Origin of the sequence: Allorhodopirellula solitaria (genome assembly GCF_007859855.1) — a bacterium.
GTDB classification, from domain to species: domain Bacteria; phylum Planctomycetota; class Planctomycetia; order Pirellulales; family Pirellulaceae; genus Rhodopirellula; species Rhodopirellula solitaria.
In genome coordinates, this window is the sequence record NZ_SJPK01000006.1 from 15,053 (window position 1) to 31,043 (window position 15,991).

At 57.6% G+C, this 15,991-nt stretch carries 12 protein-coding genes; 4 read left to right on the forward strand and 8 right to left on the reverse strand.

Going from position 1 to position 15,991, the window contains the following annotated elements; all coding sequences use genetic code 11:
* Positions 1-164 precede the first annotated feature (164 nt).
* Positions 165-1,265, reverse strand: coding sequence for a DUF1559 domain-containing protein (locus CA85_RS13105; RefSeq protein ID WP_146391802.1), 1,101 nt, complete (start codon positions 1,263-1,265; stop codon positions 165-167).
* A 140-nt stretch (positions 1,266-1,405) separates the two neighbouring features.
* Entirely contained in the window at positions 1,406-2,263 is an 858-nt protein-coding gene (locus tag CA85_RS13110) for a GntR family transcriptional regulator (protein ID WP_146392013.1), read from the reverse strand.
* A gap of 126 nt (positions 2,264-2,389) precedes the next feature.
* Here CA85_RS13110 and CA85_RS13115 point away from each other — a divergent pair, with 126 nt between their 5' ends.
* The 4 genes from CA85_RS13115 (at position 2,390) to CA85_RS13130 (ending at position 7,635) form a co-directional block, all read left to right on the forward strand.
* Positions 2,390-3,568 (forward strand): enolase C-terminal domain-like protein, encoded by a 1,179-nt coding sequence (locus tag CA85_RS13115; protein ID WP_146391803.1) that lies wholly within the window; start codon positions 2,390-2,392, stop codon positions 3,566-3,568.
* Positions 3,569-3,660: 92 nt separating this feature from the next.
* On the forward strand, positions 3,661-5,061 hold the full coding sequence (locus CA85_RS13120; protein WP_146391804.1) for an alkaline ceramidase: 1,401 nt from the start codon (positions 3,661-3,663) through the stop codon (positions 5,059-5,061).
* A 45-nt stretch (positions 5,062-5,106) separates the two neighbouring features.
* Positions 5,107-6,039 carry a dihydrodipicolinate synthase family protein gene (locus CA85_RS13125; RefSeq protein WP_246112766.1) on the forward strand — a complete coding sequence of 311 codons (933 nt, stop codon included), beginning with the start codon at positions 5,107-5,109 and terminating at the stop codon, positions 6,037-6,039.
* Between the two features lie 240 nt (positions 6,040-6,279).
* Positions 6,280-7,635, forward strand: a complete 1,356-nt coding sequence (locus CA85_RS13130; RefSeq protein WP_146391805.1) for a Gfo/Idh/MocA family protein — start codon at positions 6,280-6,282, stop codon at positions 7,633-7,635.
* 513 nt (positions 7,636-8,148) lie between these two features.
* Here CA85_RS13130 and CA85_RS13135 read toward each other — a convergent pair.
* The 6 genes from CA85_RS13135 to pyrH all read right to left on the reverse strand — a co-directional run bounded on the left by CA85_RS13135 (position 8,149) and on the right by pyrH (position 15,716).
* The gene (locus tag CA85_RS13135; RefSeq protein WP_146391806.1) at positions 8,149-10,167 is read right to left on the reverse strand and encodes an ABC transporter ATP-binding protein; all 2,019 of its coding nucleotides are present in this window, start codon (positions 10,165-10,167) and stop codon (positions 8,149-8,151) included.
* 5 nt (positions 10,168-10,172) lie between these two features.
* Positions 10,173-11,705, reverse strand: coding sequence for a YeiH family protein (locus CA85_RS13140; RefSeq protein ID WP_146391807.1), 1,533 nt, complete (start codon positions 11,703-11,705; stop codon positions 10,173-10,175).
* A 217-nt stretch (positions 11,706-11,922) separates the two neighbouring features.
* A complete protein-coding gene (locus CA85_RS13145) occupies positions 11,923-12,546 on the reverse strand; it encodes a superoxide dismutase (protein WP_146391808.1) in 624 nt (207 codons plus the stop codon).
* A gap of 269 nt (positions 12,547-12,815) precedes the next feature.
* Entirely contained in the window at positions 12,816-14,270 is a 1,455-nt protein-coding gene (locus tag CA85_RS13150; RefSeq protein WP_146391809.1) for a zinc ribbon domain-containing protein, read from the reverse strand.
* A gap of 5 nt (positions 14,271-14,275) precedes the next feature.
* Positions 14,276-14,836, reverse strand: coding sequence for a ribosome recycling factor (frr, locus tag CA85_RS13155; protein ID WP_146391810.1), 561 nt, complete (start codon positions 14,834-14,836; stop codon positions 14,276-14,278).
* Positions 14,837-14,963: 127 nt separating this feature from the next.
* Positions 14,964-15,716: a UMP kinase gene (gene pyrH, locus CA85_RS13160; RefSeq protein ID WP_146391811.1), complete on the reverse strand. Its 753-nt coding sequence runs from the start codon at positions 15,714-15,716 to the stop codon at positions 14,964-14,966.
* Positions 15,717-15,991 lie beyond the last annotated feature (275 nt).

Sequence of the window (15,991 nt, forward strand, 5' to 3'; positions counted from 1 at the left end):
CCACCCGTCAGCAGTGGATGTCGATCGAAGGTGGCTAACCTATTAAATGAACCAACAGTTTCGGAACGCAAGAACTACAGATGAACTAAAACGCTCTCTCAATTTGCTTCGTCCGACGGGAGCGACAGACGAGGCATGAATCGAGGATGACGTTTGTAGATCATTCATTCGAGCGACACTGTTTCATTCCCTTGAGGCGATCCCATCGCTCCCCAAACACCATAGGGGCTCTCACCAGACTTGACCTGGTAGCTGTTGAGGTTTCCACTGTCGATCGAGTCGGACACGAATCGAACCGCCCCATCGAACAAGAGAGTTTGCACCCCGCCTTGATGATGGCTGGTAGGAGCAAACGTGCCCCAACTATCGTTATTGCCGGCGTAGGCGCAAGACGGCGAATTGGGAGAGAGCGTTGTTGTAAATCGGCTATTAATGGCTCTCCCGTCACCAAGAATCAATCCACGCCAGCAGTCCGCAGGAGTGACATAAGAGAGTCGGTCGGGGGTCATTGGAACGGTGAGACAGGGTGCTGCGGATGCAGTTGTCCCGTCGTACATCCCGTTGAAGTTCGCAACGTCGCCTCGAACGAGCGCGAGGTCTCGGGGAGCACCCACCACTTCGCTCATCGCGATCGTGCGGCTCAATCCGTCGAGAATGTCTCGAAATCGCCGCTTATTCGCGTTCATGTTGGAAGCCAGAGCACTGACCCACATGCTGCGTATATCGATTTTGGCAATGGCCATGCCTTCAGACGCATCGGACTTCGCATTGTGCCACATGGCATCACCCAAACAGAATACGTATAGGCTTTTGGAAATGTTATTGATCTCGGTCGAATCTCCGTTCGCCGCTGAGGGGCAGATGAACGCAGCTTGTGGGCCAGCAGCCTGTAGCGAGGGAGAATCCCACAGATACGAGTTAGGGGCCGCGTTCTTGGCGTCCTGCGAAAAGGCGTCATGCAGCGCACCCATCTCCATAAAGGGCATCAAAAACATAAGCCCGCTCACTTGGGGATAGGTCGCGTTGTTATTGTAGCCATGGAAATGCGTGGCTGCGGCGGGGATTTGATTGTACGCACTGTGGTAGTTCTGAATGGCCAACCCCAGTTGCTTCATGTTGTTCGAGCATTGCATTCGGCGAGCTGCCTCCCGAGCTGCCTGGACCGCTGGAAGCAGCAATCCGACCAATACGCCAATAATGGCAATCACGACAAGCAACTCGACAAGAGTGAAGCCAGGGTTCCACTTCGAAAGACAACGCTTCATCTGATTTTCTCACATAGACACGGGAAAGGAATGGATGAGCCTGTGATATTGTGTTTTTTGCTTGTCGGGCGTCGACGCTGTGATGACGGTCAATGCGTGATTGGGCAATCGCTGAAATAGAGATCGCGACGATGAATCAATCATGATTTTTGCTCCCTGGCGAGAACAGGGTGATTGTCTCGAATATGGTGAGAAAGCGCTTTCTTGGCCGCCGACCAATTCCTCTTCAGTAGAGCGGTCAGGATCTCTCGGTGCTGACGCATCGTCTCGAGCGCTACATCACGATCTCGATCCTCCCATACAAATAACAGTCTGTAGTATCGCCCCTGACGATCGAAAAAGTCTTGGATATAGGCGTTGCCCGCTGTGACGATGAGGTAGTCGTGCAAAGACTCGTTTACGCAGAGTTTCCCCCGGCCTGATCCCGGAGCCGTGTTCAATTCGAGCAGGCGTTCCAGTTCGTCGGTGTCCAGTTTCGGCCGAGCCAGTTCCAATGCTTTCAGCTCCAACGCCTCACGTACTTCAATGAAGGCAAGAAGATCGTCATGCCGAAACGGCCGCAAACGCCAGCCGCGTCGTGGAATGTGATCGAGCACGCCTTCACCAGCGAGTCGATGCAGAATGTTGCGGATCGCCGAGCGGCTGATGCCGTACTTCTCAGCGGTCACTTCCTCACGCAAATACACCGGTTCACCGCTCAGACTGAGTTGCACCAAGTCGTTAGCAATATCGTCATACGGATCACGCGGCGGCTCCGGCGACCGAGGCTCGTGATCGGCGCGGGGGCGTTTGCCACTCGGGCGTGCGACTGTCAGTCGATTGTTTTCGCCTTTCTGCAGCAACCCTTCTTCAATCAATTCCGCCACTGCAGCCCGAACAGGCGTCAGGCTGACCTGGTAATGGCCCGCGAGTGAATCCAGGGTCAGCTGAACGGGCGACTCCTGCCCCGATCTCAGCTGCGCCGCGAGGTCATTCTTGATGTAGGAAGTGATTGACATGCCCACAGCGTACTTGTCTTCGGCGACAAAAACAAGTACTTTGGCGACAAAATCAAAAACATTGTACGACCGGTAGCTCGTACACTCGGGCGACACATCACGTCACATTCGAAATTGGCTGAAGCAATGAAAATTACAGCGATCCAAACGCATGTCTGTCACGCCCGCATGCGGAACTGGATATTTGTGAAAGTGCTCACCGACCAACCGGGCCTCTATGGCTGGGGGGAGGCGACGCTGGAATGGCATACTCGCGGCGTTGTCGGCACAATCGAAGATCTGGCGCCTCTCCTAATCGGCGAGGACCCAACTTGTGTCGAACATCTCTGGCAAATGATGTGGCGGCAGCACTTCTGGCACGGCAGCGGAGTGACGCGTTCAACGGCGATTTCCGGAATCGATTTAGCGTTGTGGGATATCGTCGGTAAGGCTTACGGAGTTCCGTGTCACAAGCTGTGGGGCGGCAGCGTTCGAGATTCGATCCGATTGTATTGCCACCTTGGCGGCGGCGATCTGGAGAGTTTTTATGAGACACCCGTCGACCATGCAAAACAGTTTGCGGATCTGGCCCAGGAAGCAGTTGAAGACGGATTCACAGCGTTTAAATCTATGGCGGTGCCACCCACGATGCCAATCGAAGGCCTGGGACCAATCAAGGCGGCCGATGCATGTGTTGCTGCGATGCGCGAGGCGGTCGGAGCGGACATCGACATCATGGTGGACTGTCACGCGCGACCTTCACCCGCGATGGGCATGCAGTTCGCAAAGACTCTCGATCAGTACGGACTCTACTTTTTCGAAGAACCTTGTTGGCCGGAGAGCGTGGAAGGGCTTGCAGCCATTAACGCAGCGATCGCCACGCCCGTCGCAGCGGGAGAAAGGCTGACGCATCTGGCGGCTTTTCGTGATTTGTTCGTCGCCCGAGGATGCGAGATCTGCCAACTCGACCTGACCCACTGCGGGGGATTCACCGAAGCTCGACGTATCGCTGCGCTTGCCGACGCCTATCGAATCGCACTCGCCCCTCACAATCCACAGGGCCCCGTCAGCACAGCGGCATCGCTGGAGTTTGGGTTCTCACAGCCGAGCTACATCATCTGCGAGTCTGTTCACAATGACGTCCCCTGGCGGGATGATATTGTCGACGAAGGATTCACCGTCGATAAGAAAACTCGAACCGTGTCGGCGAACACGAGGCCTGGGCTGGGAATCTCGATCAACGAAGACGAAGTAAAAAAACACCCGTTTGAACAGGAGATTGCGCAACGTGTCTTCTATCGAGACGGCAGTGTGGGTGATTGGTAGGGGACTGCAATGCAATTGTTCACAACTCCGACGCGTGATCGGAGCCGCCAGACTTTTGGTTCTTCTCAGCGTACATTCAACATTCAGGCTCCATGAATCAACATTCACCTGCTCCGCCTCCAACTACCCGGCGACATTGTTCATTTCGAGGCCGCATCGGGATTGCCCGTGAGGACATCACGCCACCAGTTGGTATCTACTCGCGAAATTGGGGCGCGGCCACGCATGAGACTGCCGATTCGATCCATCGATCCTTGACACTCACCGCGTTGACGATTGGTCCTTTAACTGATGGTGATCCTCTTGTTCTGGTCGATGCTGACCTGGGCTGGTGGCGTGGGATGGACTTGTTTCGTCGGTTTCAGAATCGACTGCTCGATGAAGTAAACCTCGAATCGTCCCGCCTGATCTTTGCCTTGAGCCATACGCACGCGTCGCCCCCCTTGATGCAGCCCGATCCGTCGTTACCCGGCAGTGAACTGCTCGAACCGTGGTTTGAGCTCGTCTATCAAGCCGCCCTTAGCGCCATCAATCGTGCTTTGGCGACCGCTAACGAATCCGTTCTAGACTGGCAGGTAGGGCGATGTGGACTCGCCGTCGCACGCGATTTCCCAGACCCTGATCCAACGGCAAACCGAATGATCTGCGGTTACAATCCAGCTGTCGCTGCAGACGATACATTGCTGGTCGGACGCATCACCGATCCGGCAGGGACGGTCCGAGCAACACTGGTCAACTACGCCTGCCACCCAACCACACTGGCCTGGGCGAACACAGCGATCTCCCCCGACTATATCGGGGCAATGCGGGAGACGGTCGAGGAGGCAACCGGTGCGTTAGCATTCTTTCTTCAAGGGATGTCAGGGGAGCTCTCGCCGAAGCATCAATACGTCGGCGATGTCGAAGTGGCCGATCGTCATGGAAAGCAATTGGGGCATGCTGTTTTGGCAACTCTTAACGACATGGATCCGGTCGGATGTCATCTATGCTTCGAGGGCGTCATGGAATCTGGCGCGCCGCTGGCACTCTGGCAATACCAACCCCACGAGATCTCATCAGCATTGCAGGCCATCGAAGTGACAGTGGACCTGAAACTCAAAGAGTGGCCGACTGCGGAAGCACTCGAACAGCAGCGGATGGCCTGCGATGACCGAGCTCTGGAAGAACGCTTGCGACGGAAACGGGATATCCGGCGGTGGCTCGGAGATGGTTCTTCGTTCGCGCTCCCCGTGTATGCCTGGAGGATCGGTGACGCTGTGATTGTTGGCTGTGCGGGCGAGGCCTACTCGCACCTGCAGCAAGAATTGCGAAGCCGCTTTCCCGATCACGCGCTCATCTGCATGAACATTGTCAACGGTACGGTCGGCTACCTGCCGCCAGCGAATCTGTACGACATCGATACCTATCCTGTATGGCAGACGCCGTTCGATCGTGGCTGCCTTGAACGAACTGGCGAGGCGATGAGCGATGCCATCCAAAAACTTCTGGATTGAATCGCTGCAATCCACCCACCGTGTCCCTATAACCGACGATAAAGCATGCAGACCACGAAGCTGAAACCAAGCATGGAAGGTGTTTTTCCCGTACTAAGCACTCCGTTTGACGCCCATGATGAGATTGATCGCGACAGCCTTGAACGACAAATCGACTGGGCGTTCAAATTAGGTAGCAACGGTGTCTGTTCTGCCATGGTTTCGGAAATCCTGCGACTGACGTCGGCAGAGCGAGTCAATCTCAATCGACTCATCGTAGAAATGACGGCTGGTCGCGGAGCCGTTGTCGCGAGCGTCGGCGCGGAGAGCATTCAACAAGCTGTTTACTTTGCGGAGGCGGCCGTCGAAGCCGGTTGCGACGCTCTGATGGCAATTCCCCCCGTCACCACGCGGCTGCCTTTAGCGGCACTCCAAGACTACTTCAGCACACTGGCGGATGCCGTGCCCGTTCCGCTCATCGTTCAAGATGCGTCGTCTTATGTCGGCGCTGCGATCCCAACGGATTTCTACGTTCGTCTGCTCGATCAATACGGGCCGCAGAAGATCCTTTTCAAACCGGAGGGAGCGCCAATTGGACCCAACTTGTCCGACCTTCGAGACGCGAGCGGCAGCCGGGCCAGTATGTTCGACGGCTCGGGCGGCATCCTACTGATCGATGCGTTTCGCCGCGGCGTCGTTGGCACCATGCCCGGCACCGACCTACTCGATGGGATAGTAGCTTTGTGGAACGCACTGAAAGCCGGCGACGACGAGACTGCGTACCGGGTCTACTTCCCAATCTGTGCGATCGTGGCCTTGCAACTTCAGGCGGGGCTCGATGGATTCTTGGCCATCGAAAAGTACATTCTGGTGAAACGAGGTTTGTTTGCGACCGATCGCCGCCGCGAACCCAATGCCTGGACTCTCGACGCGGAAACTCGCATTGAAGTGGATCGACTTCTGGAGATGTTAACCCAAGCAATCCCCCTCCCCAAATAGCATTCTTCCGATTTATCGTGATCTCGCTCTCGCCGCATGCTGCGGCTGACTTCTGGTGAGATCCGAAGTCGCCTCCCACGTCGTTGACGATCGATGTCTGGAGACTCGCCAGCTCAGACGGGCGGAGCCGTCTGGCTACAATTGAGGAACGTTGCATCTCGTTTTTGGTAGACTCGAGGCCAGACAGTCGTTTTTATGCTGGCCCATCTTCCCTCCACGAAATCGCGATTCAGGCTTCCCATGGACAGACGCACTTTTCTAACCGGATCCACGCTCGCCACCACTGCTGCAACGCTCGCTGCGGGCGCCTATGCAGCGGAGACATCCCAACCTCGCCGAGTTGGATTGATCGGCTGTGGGTGGTACGGGAAATGTGACCTGCTGCAGTTGATCAACATCGAGCCCGTCGAAGTCGTCTCGCTGTGCGATGTCGACTCCAAGCTGCTCGACGAATGTGCCGAACTGATGCAATCGCGTCAGAAATCTGGCAAGCGTCCCCGCACCTATGCTCGATTCGACGAGATGCTGGCCGAGCAGGATCTCGACATCGTGATGGTCGCCACACCCGATCACTGGCATGCACTGGCGATGATTGCGGCGGTCGAGTCAGGTGCGGACGTGTGGGTACAGAAGCCAACGGGCGTGGACGTGCTCGAAAGCAAAGCGATGCTCGATGCGGCACGGGCCCACAATCGAGTCGTGCAAGTCGGGACACAGCGGCGCAGTACGCCGCATTTGATCGAAGCCAAAGAGCGAGTGGTGGACGAAGGCTTGCTCGGTGAGATCGCGTTTGCCGAAGTCTGCTGCTACTACCACATGCGAGCGAACTCCAATCCTCCCGTCACCGATCCACCACCGAACTTGGATTTTGATTTGTGGACCGGACCCGCTCCCCTGCGCGACTACAATAAACTGATTCATCCGCGCTCCTGGCGGGCCTTCATGGAGTACAGCAATGGCATCGTCGGTGACATGTGTGTCCACATGCTCGACCTCGTTCGCTGGCAACTCGATCTGGGCTGGCCTCAGCGAATCAGTAGCGTGGGTGGGATCCAGGTGCAAACCGATTCGATTGCCAACATCACCGATACCCAAACGGCCACCTTCGATTTTGAGGACTTGGACGTGGTCTGGACGCACCGCAGCTGGGGCAGCGCACCCGACCCGAAGTATCCTTGGGCAGCGGTCCTCTATGGTAACAAGGGGACGCTCAAGCTCAGCGTCAACGGTTACGATTTCGAACCGCATCGAGGCGGCAAAAAACTCACTGGCGAGCCCGTGATCGAACTCGACCAATATCCGAGCGATCAATCCGACGTCAAACGCTGGAAGATGGAACTGCCTGTCGCCTCAGCAATCCGCGGCCACCTGCGTGATTTTCTCGATGCGATCGACGACCGTAGCAAACCGATTGCCGACATCGAACAAGGCCACATCAGTAGCGCCTCGTGCATCTTGGCCAACAACGCCATGCAGCTGGAACGCACACTCGCATTTGATCCCGACACACACACGATCCCCGGCGATGAGGAGGCCACCGCCGCGCTTCAAAGACCCTACCGAGCCCCCTACCAACATCCTGCTTCGAAAGGCTAAGAGCCTGCTCGTCTGACAGGCTCGTCATCGTCTACGCTGTTTTAGCAACATAAGATGAATAAGTGGTTCATCCGACGGAAGCGTGCGCAGAGCACAGCGGAAGGTTTTTTAAGGCATGGCTCTCGTATCCAATGATCGTTCAAAAATGCGTCCCTGACAAACAAACGCTCGCCAGGGACCGACAACACCATTGGCGTACCGCTTTTGCAGGGAAACGCTGGCGACCGAGATATCCCTTGCCAAGCCAGCACCTCTGCAGAGCTCGGCTCCGTTTCTCCCGCCAGTGCCAGTCTAACATTGATAATCAAATCCCACAAATCAATCCTTCGATACGGGAGCCATGCCTTGAAAACCTCGGGCGCACGCTTCCGGCGGATGAGCCGAATAAGTGTCGGTTTTAGTAGTGGACGTGGCGACGAGTCCTGCGGCTTTGGACTCGTCGCCTCGTCCACTACGACAGAAATTGATCGTGCGTTGCTTACGAGCATTTCAATGAATCGGAGCAAGATCGCCTTAGTTCACCGTCGGCGGACTGGCGTCGCTAGTCGATTGGTTCATCTGCAGATTGACCATGTCTTGATAGTGACCGCCGCGGGCCAACAGCTCGGCGTGGGTGCCGGTCTCCAGGACCCGACCGTCTTCGAGCACGACGATTAAGTCGGCGCCCGCGATCGTGCTGAGCCGGTGTGCGATCACGACGGCGGTTCGATCTTGCAGCAGATCGGAAAGACTGGATTGAATCAGCCGCTCGCTCTGGCTATCTAGATTGCTGGTCGCTTCGTCGAGGATGAGGATTTGGGGGTCGGCCAGGATCGCGCGAGCGATCGCGAGACGCTGTCGCTGTCCGCCGGACAGTTTGACGCCGCGTTCACCGATGACGGTATCGTAGCCTAGCTCCATCTTCAGGATGAACTCGTCGGCAGCCGCGGCGGAGGCGGCGGCGATCACATCCGGGCGGTTCGCTTTCGGCCGCGCATAGGCGATGTTTTCATGAATGGTTCCGTCAAACAAAAAGACGTCTTGTTCGACAATTCCGAGCAGCGCCCGGTAGCTCGAGAGTTCAATGTCGCGCAGATCCACGCCGTTGTAATGGATCTCGCCAGCGGTGGGATCGTAGAATCTCGCGATCAGATTCGTGAGGGTGGTTTTGCCCGCGCCGCTGCGGCCGACCAAGGCGACGGTTTGTCCTGCGGCAATCTCAATGGAAACATCCTGCAGCACCGGAGTTTCGCTCGCTGGGTAATGAAAGGAAACCCCACGGATCGAAATCGCACCGCCCTGCGTCTGCGACGACAGACGAGCAGCACCCTCGCGGCTGGGGAGCTCTTCGTCGACTTCGAGCACATCGAGAATGCGGTCGAGGCCAGCGAGATTGTTCTGGAAGGTGACGGCGCTACCCGCGAGCGTGGCGAGCGGATCGAGCAGCATCGTCAGGTAGACCAAAAACATCATCAGGTCACCGAGCGTCAATTGCCCATGGATAATCTGGTAGCCGCCATAGAGCAGCAGGCCAGTGGACGCCAGCGGGATGACGACCTCCCAAATCGTTTCGATGATCCGCATCCACCACCAGGTAAAGAGCTGTTGGCGAACCAAGAAATCTCCCTCACGGACGTAGCGTGATGACTCCGTCCGAGAACGCGAAAAGGTGCGAACGACGCGGATACCACCAAAGGTTTCGGTCGCTCCACTATCAATTCGCTGGCGTTGTTTGCGGACATCGCGGAAGAGAGGCCGGATGCGATTGATGTAGGTCCGGTGCGTGACCCAGACGACGGGCAACAGAATCAGCCCACCGACCATCAGCTTCCAATCGACGAACATCAAAATGACGAGCGAGCCGCAGAACTGGACGATAGCCCGCCAAGGGTTATACAGCATGCTGAAGATCAAATCGGCCACGCCGCCAGCATCCTCACGGATCAGACTGGCGACCCCGCCGCTCTTCATCGCATAGACGTGGTGCAGCGGCAATCGCATGGAATGCTCGAACACGCGACGGCGGATCGATACCTGGGCCTTGTTGACCGATTTCGTCGCCAGCCAACGGCCGAGCAAGTTGATCATCGTGCCGACGGCCGTCAGCACGGTGACCACCAGGGCAATCGCCACCAGCGTTCGCATCGGCGATACAGCGGGATCACCGAGAATGCTGGTGACGCCTGGAACTGCCACCAACCACTCGGGCAACGGGCGAGCCGGCACGGTGAGCACCGAATCGATCGCGAGCTTCGTTCCCAGCGGTGGGATCAAGCGGATGGCGATGCCGACACTCAGCAGCCCCAAGGCGGCAATGATCGGACCGCGATGCCCCTGGATCAGCTGCCAGAATGCCGAAAACAACTCGAAAAAAGAGCGGGTTCGATCGCCAATTTTCTTCTGGCTGCGAGCTGCCCGCGACCCGTCGACGTCGCTGTGACCGTGGTGGGGAGCATGCGTCGACGAGGCGGACCCGGCGCCGCCCTGGCGGTGCCGCTCTTGTACGGTCGCTCGGTAGTCATCGAATCGGCGACGACTTGGGGAAACAGCCATAGAGCCTACTGTGCGGCGTTGGGGAAGACGACTTTAAACATCAGGTAAGCCATCACCAAGGTAAGAGTCAGGTTCAACGATTGGCCGCAAACGTACAGCAACAACGGCTTACCACCTTTCAAGTTCTCTTTGATCGCAGCGTAATTGGTCTCCAAGCCGATACTGACGAAGGCGAGGCAGAACAACCAGCCCCGCAACCCTTTGGTGAACCCAATCGATGCTTCGGTCCACATCCTGCCGTCTTGAACGAATCCGGCGATCAAAGAAAAGACGATCGATGCGATGATGAACCCCAGGATGAATTTTGGAAACCGCAGCCAAATCTCTGACCAACCTACGTTGATCTTTGAATTGGGATCGCGATCCATGTAGGTCGTCCAGAACACTGCGATTCCAAACGCCACGACGCCAATGAGAATGTTCTGGATCATCTTGATCGTCGCGGCCACCTCGAGGGCGCGATCACCGAGAAATTCGCCCGCTGCAGCGACCGCTCCGGTCGAATCGATCGTGCCGCCCATCCAGGCCCCGCCGAGCACTTCATCCATCCCCGTGAATCGGATCACCGCGGGCATGACCACCATCATGATGACCGTGAACGAAAGCGACATCCCGATCGCCAGAGAGAGCTCCTCTTTCTTGGCCCGACAAGCCGCCGCCGAGGCGATCGCAGCCGAGACGCCGCAGACGGACATGTCCGCTGAGATCACCATGTTGAGCGTGGGCGATTTGAGCTTCAGTACTCTCTGGCCGAACCAGAACGTCGAGATCAGCACGATTGGGGTGACGACCCAAGCGACAAAAACGCCTGGCAAGCCGAGGGCGAGCAACCGGCTCATGAGTATCTCGCTGCCCAAGAGCACGAGACCGGTCTTAATAAAGAACTCGGTGCGCGCCGCACCGCGCATCCACTTCGGCGTCCCCACGGTGTTGCTGATCACTAGACCCACGAGCAGCGCCCACAATGCGTATTCCAAGTTATAGGAGCTGACAAAGGCCTGGCCCGCCATCACATAGGAAAGCACCGCGAGCAGAAAGACGGCAGGGAAACCCAGCAAGAATTCTCGGCCGTTGCCGCCGGTGAGAAACAACACGAGGGTGAACAAGCCGCCGATGATGAGACCAGCGCCGAGGGTTCCCGTTAGCCGCGTCAGTTCGGGATTGAACTTCGGTGGGGGCGGCACCGCTGCAGGCTCACCGACACCCTCGCCCTCAGCGATACCCGCCTCGCTCGCGACGACTTCTTCCGGTTTGATTTCTTTGCGAAACGAATCGATCGGGGCGTCGTACCAGCGTTTCGGTTTATCGACCAAGGGGCCGAGAAGGTGCGTCGCCTCGGTGACCGGCTCAGCAGCGACGCTCGCCTGTGTGTCTTCCGCGGCGGGTTCCGTGGTGACAAAGCGTACGCAGAAGAGCGATACCAACAGGATCGTCCAACCGATCACGATCGCGAGCAGGTCTTCGCTCCAGAATGAGTCTGGCGACGTGGTCTCGGTCACGGGTTCGAACGTGTCCGCAGGTGTTGTTGGTTCGCTCATGTGGAATCTTCATGCCGTCGGTTGGGAAGCCGCTAGACTAGCAACATCGCCAAGGGTCCGCCATGGTCGATCGTCAACCGGCCGTCCCCGAGAGGACGGTGAAACGAGCGTAAGAAGCCATCACCCCCCCGCCGAGCGAGGGTTCCCGCTCGAGCGCCGGAAGGCAATGCAAGGGATCCGCCGAGACGTGAGCACACGCCAACGCGGTTAGTCGACGCTACTTAGCAGCCGCAAATCGCTCGGCGACGGCGTCCCAATCGACAACGTCGAAGAATGCGCTGACGTAGTCGGGGCGGCGATTTTGGTAGTGAAGGTAATAGGCGTGTTCCCACACGTCCAAGCCGAGGATGGGGGTGCCAGCGATGCCAGCGACCGCTTCACCCATCAATGGGTTGTCCTGATTGGCGGTGCTGCCAACCTTCAGCTTGCCATCGGCAACGTACAACCAAGCCCAACCGCTGCCGAATCGCGTGGCGGCCGCATTGGAGAACTCTTCTTTGAACTTGTCGAAGGAACCGCAGGCGGCGTCGATGGCAGCGGCGAGTTCACCGCTGGGTGCGCCACCTTTTCCAGGACCCATAACGGTCCAAAACAGTGAGTGGTTGGCGTGCCCGCCACCGTTGTTTCGTACCGCGCCGCGTTTGTCGGCAGGAACGGCGGAGAGGTCCGAGATCACATCTTCGATCGGCTTGGAAGCCAGATCGGTGCCTTCCAGAGCCGCATTGGCCTTGGTGATGTAGGCGTTGTGGTGCTTGGTATGGTGAATTTCCATCGTCCGAGCGTCGATGCTTGGCTCGAGTGCGTCGTAGGCGTAAGGCAATTCAGGGAGCGTGTAAGCCATGGTATTTCCGATTGATGGAGGAGGAAGCGAGATCGTGTTGTCACAACCACAATATCGTGCAATTCGCATGCCCAATCACGGTTGTGTTTGGGTCTCGTCAGCACTGCACTGGATCGACTCGGGGATACCGAAATCGTTTGCGGTAACGCCCGTCCACCTTAACAGCTCAACATCGGAGCGCGTATCGGTGGCGATTGTCTGACTTTTGCGGTGGTGAGGAAGAGGCCTGCAGAGAGGCACCGAGACGCCGGGTCGTGGAGAAGGGCAGTTCACGAACCCTTCGATTGATTGTCCCGTTCGCGTTGTCGTTCTTCTGCGATCGTGTTTTCCCTGGCTTCCGCGTTGACACTCTGGCCGATCGAATGGGCGAGTCGCCCGAGCATCGCAAAGTAGATGAACGTCGCCGCCACACCAACGAAGATGCTGACGACCGCTGTGATGGGTGCTGGCAGCAGGCTCGCGAATACAAAAATCAGGAACGTGAAGAAGAAAACGATCCCCGATGAAAAGTAGAACCCACCCCAGGCCTCCTCGCACCGCGTCACACTGCGTCCGACATCGGGCGAAAAGGGCATGAACACGCTCTGCATGTCGAGCATCGATAGTAGCACGAAGGGAAGGATCAGGAAGGTGGAAATCATCGCCATGCAGACAGTCGTCAGCGAGGTGCCGAAGGTCATGTAGCCTACAAACCATCCGGGTCCATAGGCCAGTCCGGCGGCGGCGAAGCAGAACAGCGAGGGGGCGATCCATTCCATCGGCTCGAGGGTGACGGGCCACTGTTCGACGGTTTCCTCGTCATTGGCGACCGACTGCATGATTGTGAACCCGCAGGCGAGCACGATCGCAGCAAAGAAAACGCCTGCCGCAAACAGCCCGACGACCAGTATTTCCGCGTCCAGAGCCAGTGCGATGAACGCGACGACCGAGGCGAGTGCCGAGAGGATGAGCCAGTGCGCGATCACCCCGATCTGCGTGAAGATCCCGAACACAGCGGCTGCCCAGTCCCGGATGCGGGGAACGTCTAAGTCGGGTTTGGGTTCCGTCTTTTCAGTTCGCGAGGCGGCTTCCAGGTACTCCGTCGCGGATTTGCGAAAAGGGTCGTCGGGCCGATCGGCGGCTTCCTTCATGGGAGCGAACTGGAACGCCGGCGCCTCGGTCATGTCGATTTTCGCTTTCCGGGGCACGCGTGGCGGCTTGGGAACGCGCACCATGGTGAAACAATCTCGGCAGCGAATCTGTTTGCCGGCTTGCTTCGCGGTGACGTCATTCTGTGTCCCACAGGTAGGACAGCGAACCCGGTAGTTCGTCTGGTACTGGATCTCGTTGCCGTCCGAATCGGTCCCCGCGGGCCGCTCATCCATGGAACTGGCTAGGTCTTCCACCGCTTTACTGGGTGGGGCGCCGTCTTCATCCCAGGTATCCGAGGCGGCGGGAAAATCAGAGAGCGGGTCCGTGGCACCGCCGGAATCTCCGGTGAAGCTCGGGTTTACAGGGGGCACGGGCGGCAGATCGCCCAAGTTCAACCAATCGTCATCATCATCGCCGACCGTGGAGGATGATGAGCCAGCGGCCCCGGTGTCAGCCGAGTCGCCCCCAGCATGACCGAGACCGGGCACGATGAAAGAGTGTCCACAATAGGGGCAGTCAGCACGACCGGACCCCGTGGCTTTGCGAACATCGACGGCAGTTTGGCACTGCGGGCACTGCACCGTTTGCGGCACGCTGGTTACGCCTCCAGCACTTCGGCTTCGCGAGCTTTTGCCGAATCATTCACTGTCGTCTCGTGCTTCTTCGTCAGCTCCTGGACCTGTTCTTTGCAGCGATCGCGATCGTCCTCGGTCAGCTCGTTGTCTTTCTCGGATTGATCGGCAGCTTTGTTGGCATCGCGGCGGATGTTGCGAATGGAAATTTTCGCTTCTTCGCCGAGTTCTTTGATCCGGCCGACCATTTTCTTGCGGACTTCCGTCGAAAGAGCTGGGACGTTGAGCCGGATAACGCGTCCATCGTTCTGTGGGTTCAGACCCAGGTCGCCGGCGACGATCGCCTTCTCAATCTCTTTGATGGTGCTGGCGTCGTATGGGCGAATCAAAATTTGCTGCGGTTCGGGTGTGCCGATGGACGCGAGCTGCTTGAGCGGGGTGAACGATCCATAGACTTCGACCTTGATCGATTCCACTAGACCCGGGTTGGCTCGCCCCGTGCGAATTCCGGCCAAATTGTTCGATAGCACTGAGACGGCTTTTTCCATCCGCTCTTCCGCATCCATCAGAATTTCATCGCTGGTCATATCAATCGTCTCCTACAGAGGTGGAACTTTCAAATCCAAAATGGGGCTACGCCCCTTCCAACATAATCGCATCTTGCCGCTGCCGTGGGTGCGCCGACGGGCGTCACATTCCCCTTTGGCAATCGTTTTATTTCGGTTGGGTGTCGCTCGGTTGGCCGATCCAGGTGCCCACGGTTTCGCCACGAACAGCACGCACAATGTTGCCTTCGCGTTTGAAATTAAACACCAAAATGGGTTTGCAGTGTTCGCTGCACAGTGCGATGGCGGTGCCGTCCATCACGCGAAGCTTTTTGGTGAGCACGTCTTGGTAACTGAGTTGATCATAAAGAACGGCATGCGGATTGATCTCGGGATCGTCGCTATAAACCCCATCGACCCGGGTGGCTTTGAGGATCACATCGGCATCGAGTTCGAGAGCGCGTTGAGCAGCGGCCGTGTCGGTGGTCACGAAGGGGCACCCAATGCCCCCCGACAGAATAACCACCCGTCCTTTATCGAGGTGACGAATCGCTCTGCGGCGGATAAATTTTTCGGCGACTTTGTCCACGGGCAGCGCGCTCATCACCCGGGTCGGCAGCCCGATAGCTTCCAGAGCGTCTTGCAGGGCGAGGGAATTGATGACCGTGGCGAGCATGCCCATGTAGTGTGCGGTGGCTTCACCGACGGTGGCGTTGGCGCCTGAGAACTGCGCCCCGCGGAGAATATTGCCGCCCCCGTTGACGACCGCGATCTGGCACCCGGATTCGTGGGCGAGCTTGATTTGGCCAGAGATGGTGGCCATTTCGGCTCCGCTAATACCGCGTTTTCCGGATTCAGCCAAACTTTCGCCACTGAGTTTCAAAATGACGCGGCGGTATCGTAGGTCAGCGGATTCAGGCACTTTGGGAGTTCATCGATGGAGAAGACAAATAGGCGGATCGGCCTCACAATAACGATTAGAGGACGCCTTTAGAACATGGGGAGAGAACGCGAAAGAGGGCAGCGGGGGTGGGGGTGAGCTGGGCGAAGATACTCGTCTCGCCGATGGCGGCTCGAGACCGACGTTCAGATTGGGTGGTCTGTAGGGGCTGCGGCAACTGATTCGGCATTTTGCATAAGCGAATTCCTAGCCCAACCGTATTTTAATTCCTACACTTAAGGAAGCGGAGGAGGATT

What these genes read in the sequence shown, in the direction of transcription:
- CA85_RS13105 (WP_146391802.1), bottom strand. Translation starts at nt 1,265, where the DNA reads ATGAAGCGTTGTCTTTCGAAGTGGAACCCTGGCTTCACTCTTGTCGAG.
- CA85_RS13110 (WP_146392013.1), bottom strand. Translation starts at nt 2,263, where the DNA reads ATGTCAATCACTTCCTACATCAAGAATGACCTCGCGGCGCAGCTGAGA.
- CA85_RS13115 (WP_146391803.1), top strand. Translation starts at nt 2,390, where the DNA reads ATGAAAATTACAGCGATCCAAACGCATGTCTGTCACGCCCGCATGCGG.
- CA85_RS13120 (WP_146391804.1), top strand. Translation starts at nt 3,661, where the DNA reads ATGAATCAACATTCACCTGCTCCGCCTCCAACTACCCGGCGACATTGT.
- CA85_RS13125 (WP_246112766.1), top strand. Translation starts at nt 5,107, where the DNA reads ATGCAGACCACGAAGCTGAAACCAAGCATGGAAGGTGTTTTTCCCGTA.
- CA85_RS13130 (WP_146391805.1), top strand. Translation starts at nt 6,280, where the DNA reads ATGGACAGACGCACTTTTCTAACCGGATCCACGCTCGCCACCACTGCT.
- CA85_RS13135 (WP_146391806.1), bottom strand. Translation starts at nt 10,167, where the DNA reads ATGGCTGTTTCCCCAAGTCGTCGCCGATTCGATGACTACCGAGCGACC.
- CA85_RS13140 (WP_146391807.1), bottom strand. Translation starts at nt 11,705, where the DNA reads ATGAGCGAACCAACAACACCTGCGGACACGTTCGAACCCGTGACCGAG.
- CA85_RS13145 (WP_146391808.1), bottom strand. Translation starts at nt 12,546, where the DNA reads ATGGCTTACACGCTCCCTGAATTGCCTTACGCCTACGACGCACTCGAG.
- frr (WP_146391810.1), bottom strand. Translation starts at nt 14,836, where the DNA reads ATGACCAGCGATGAAATTCTGATGGATGCGGAAGAGCGGATGGAAAAA.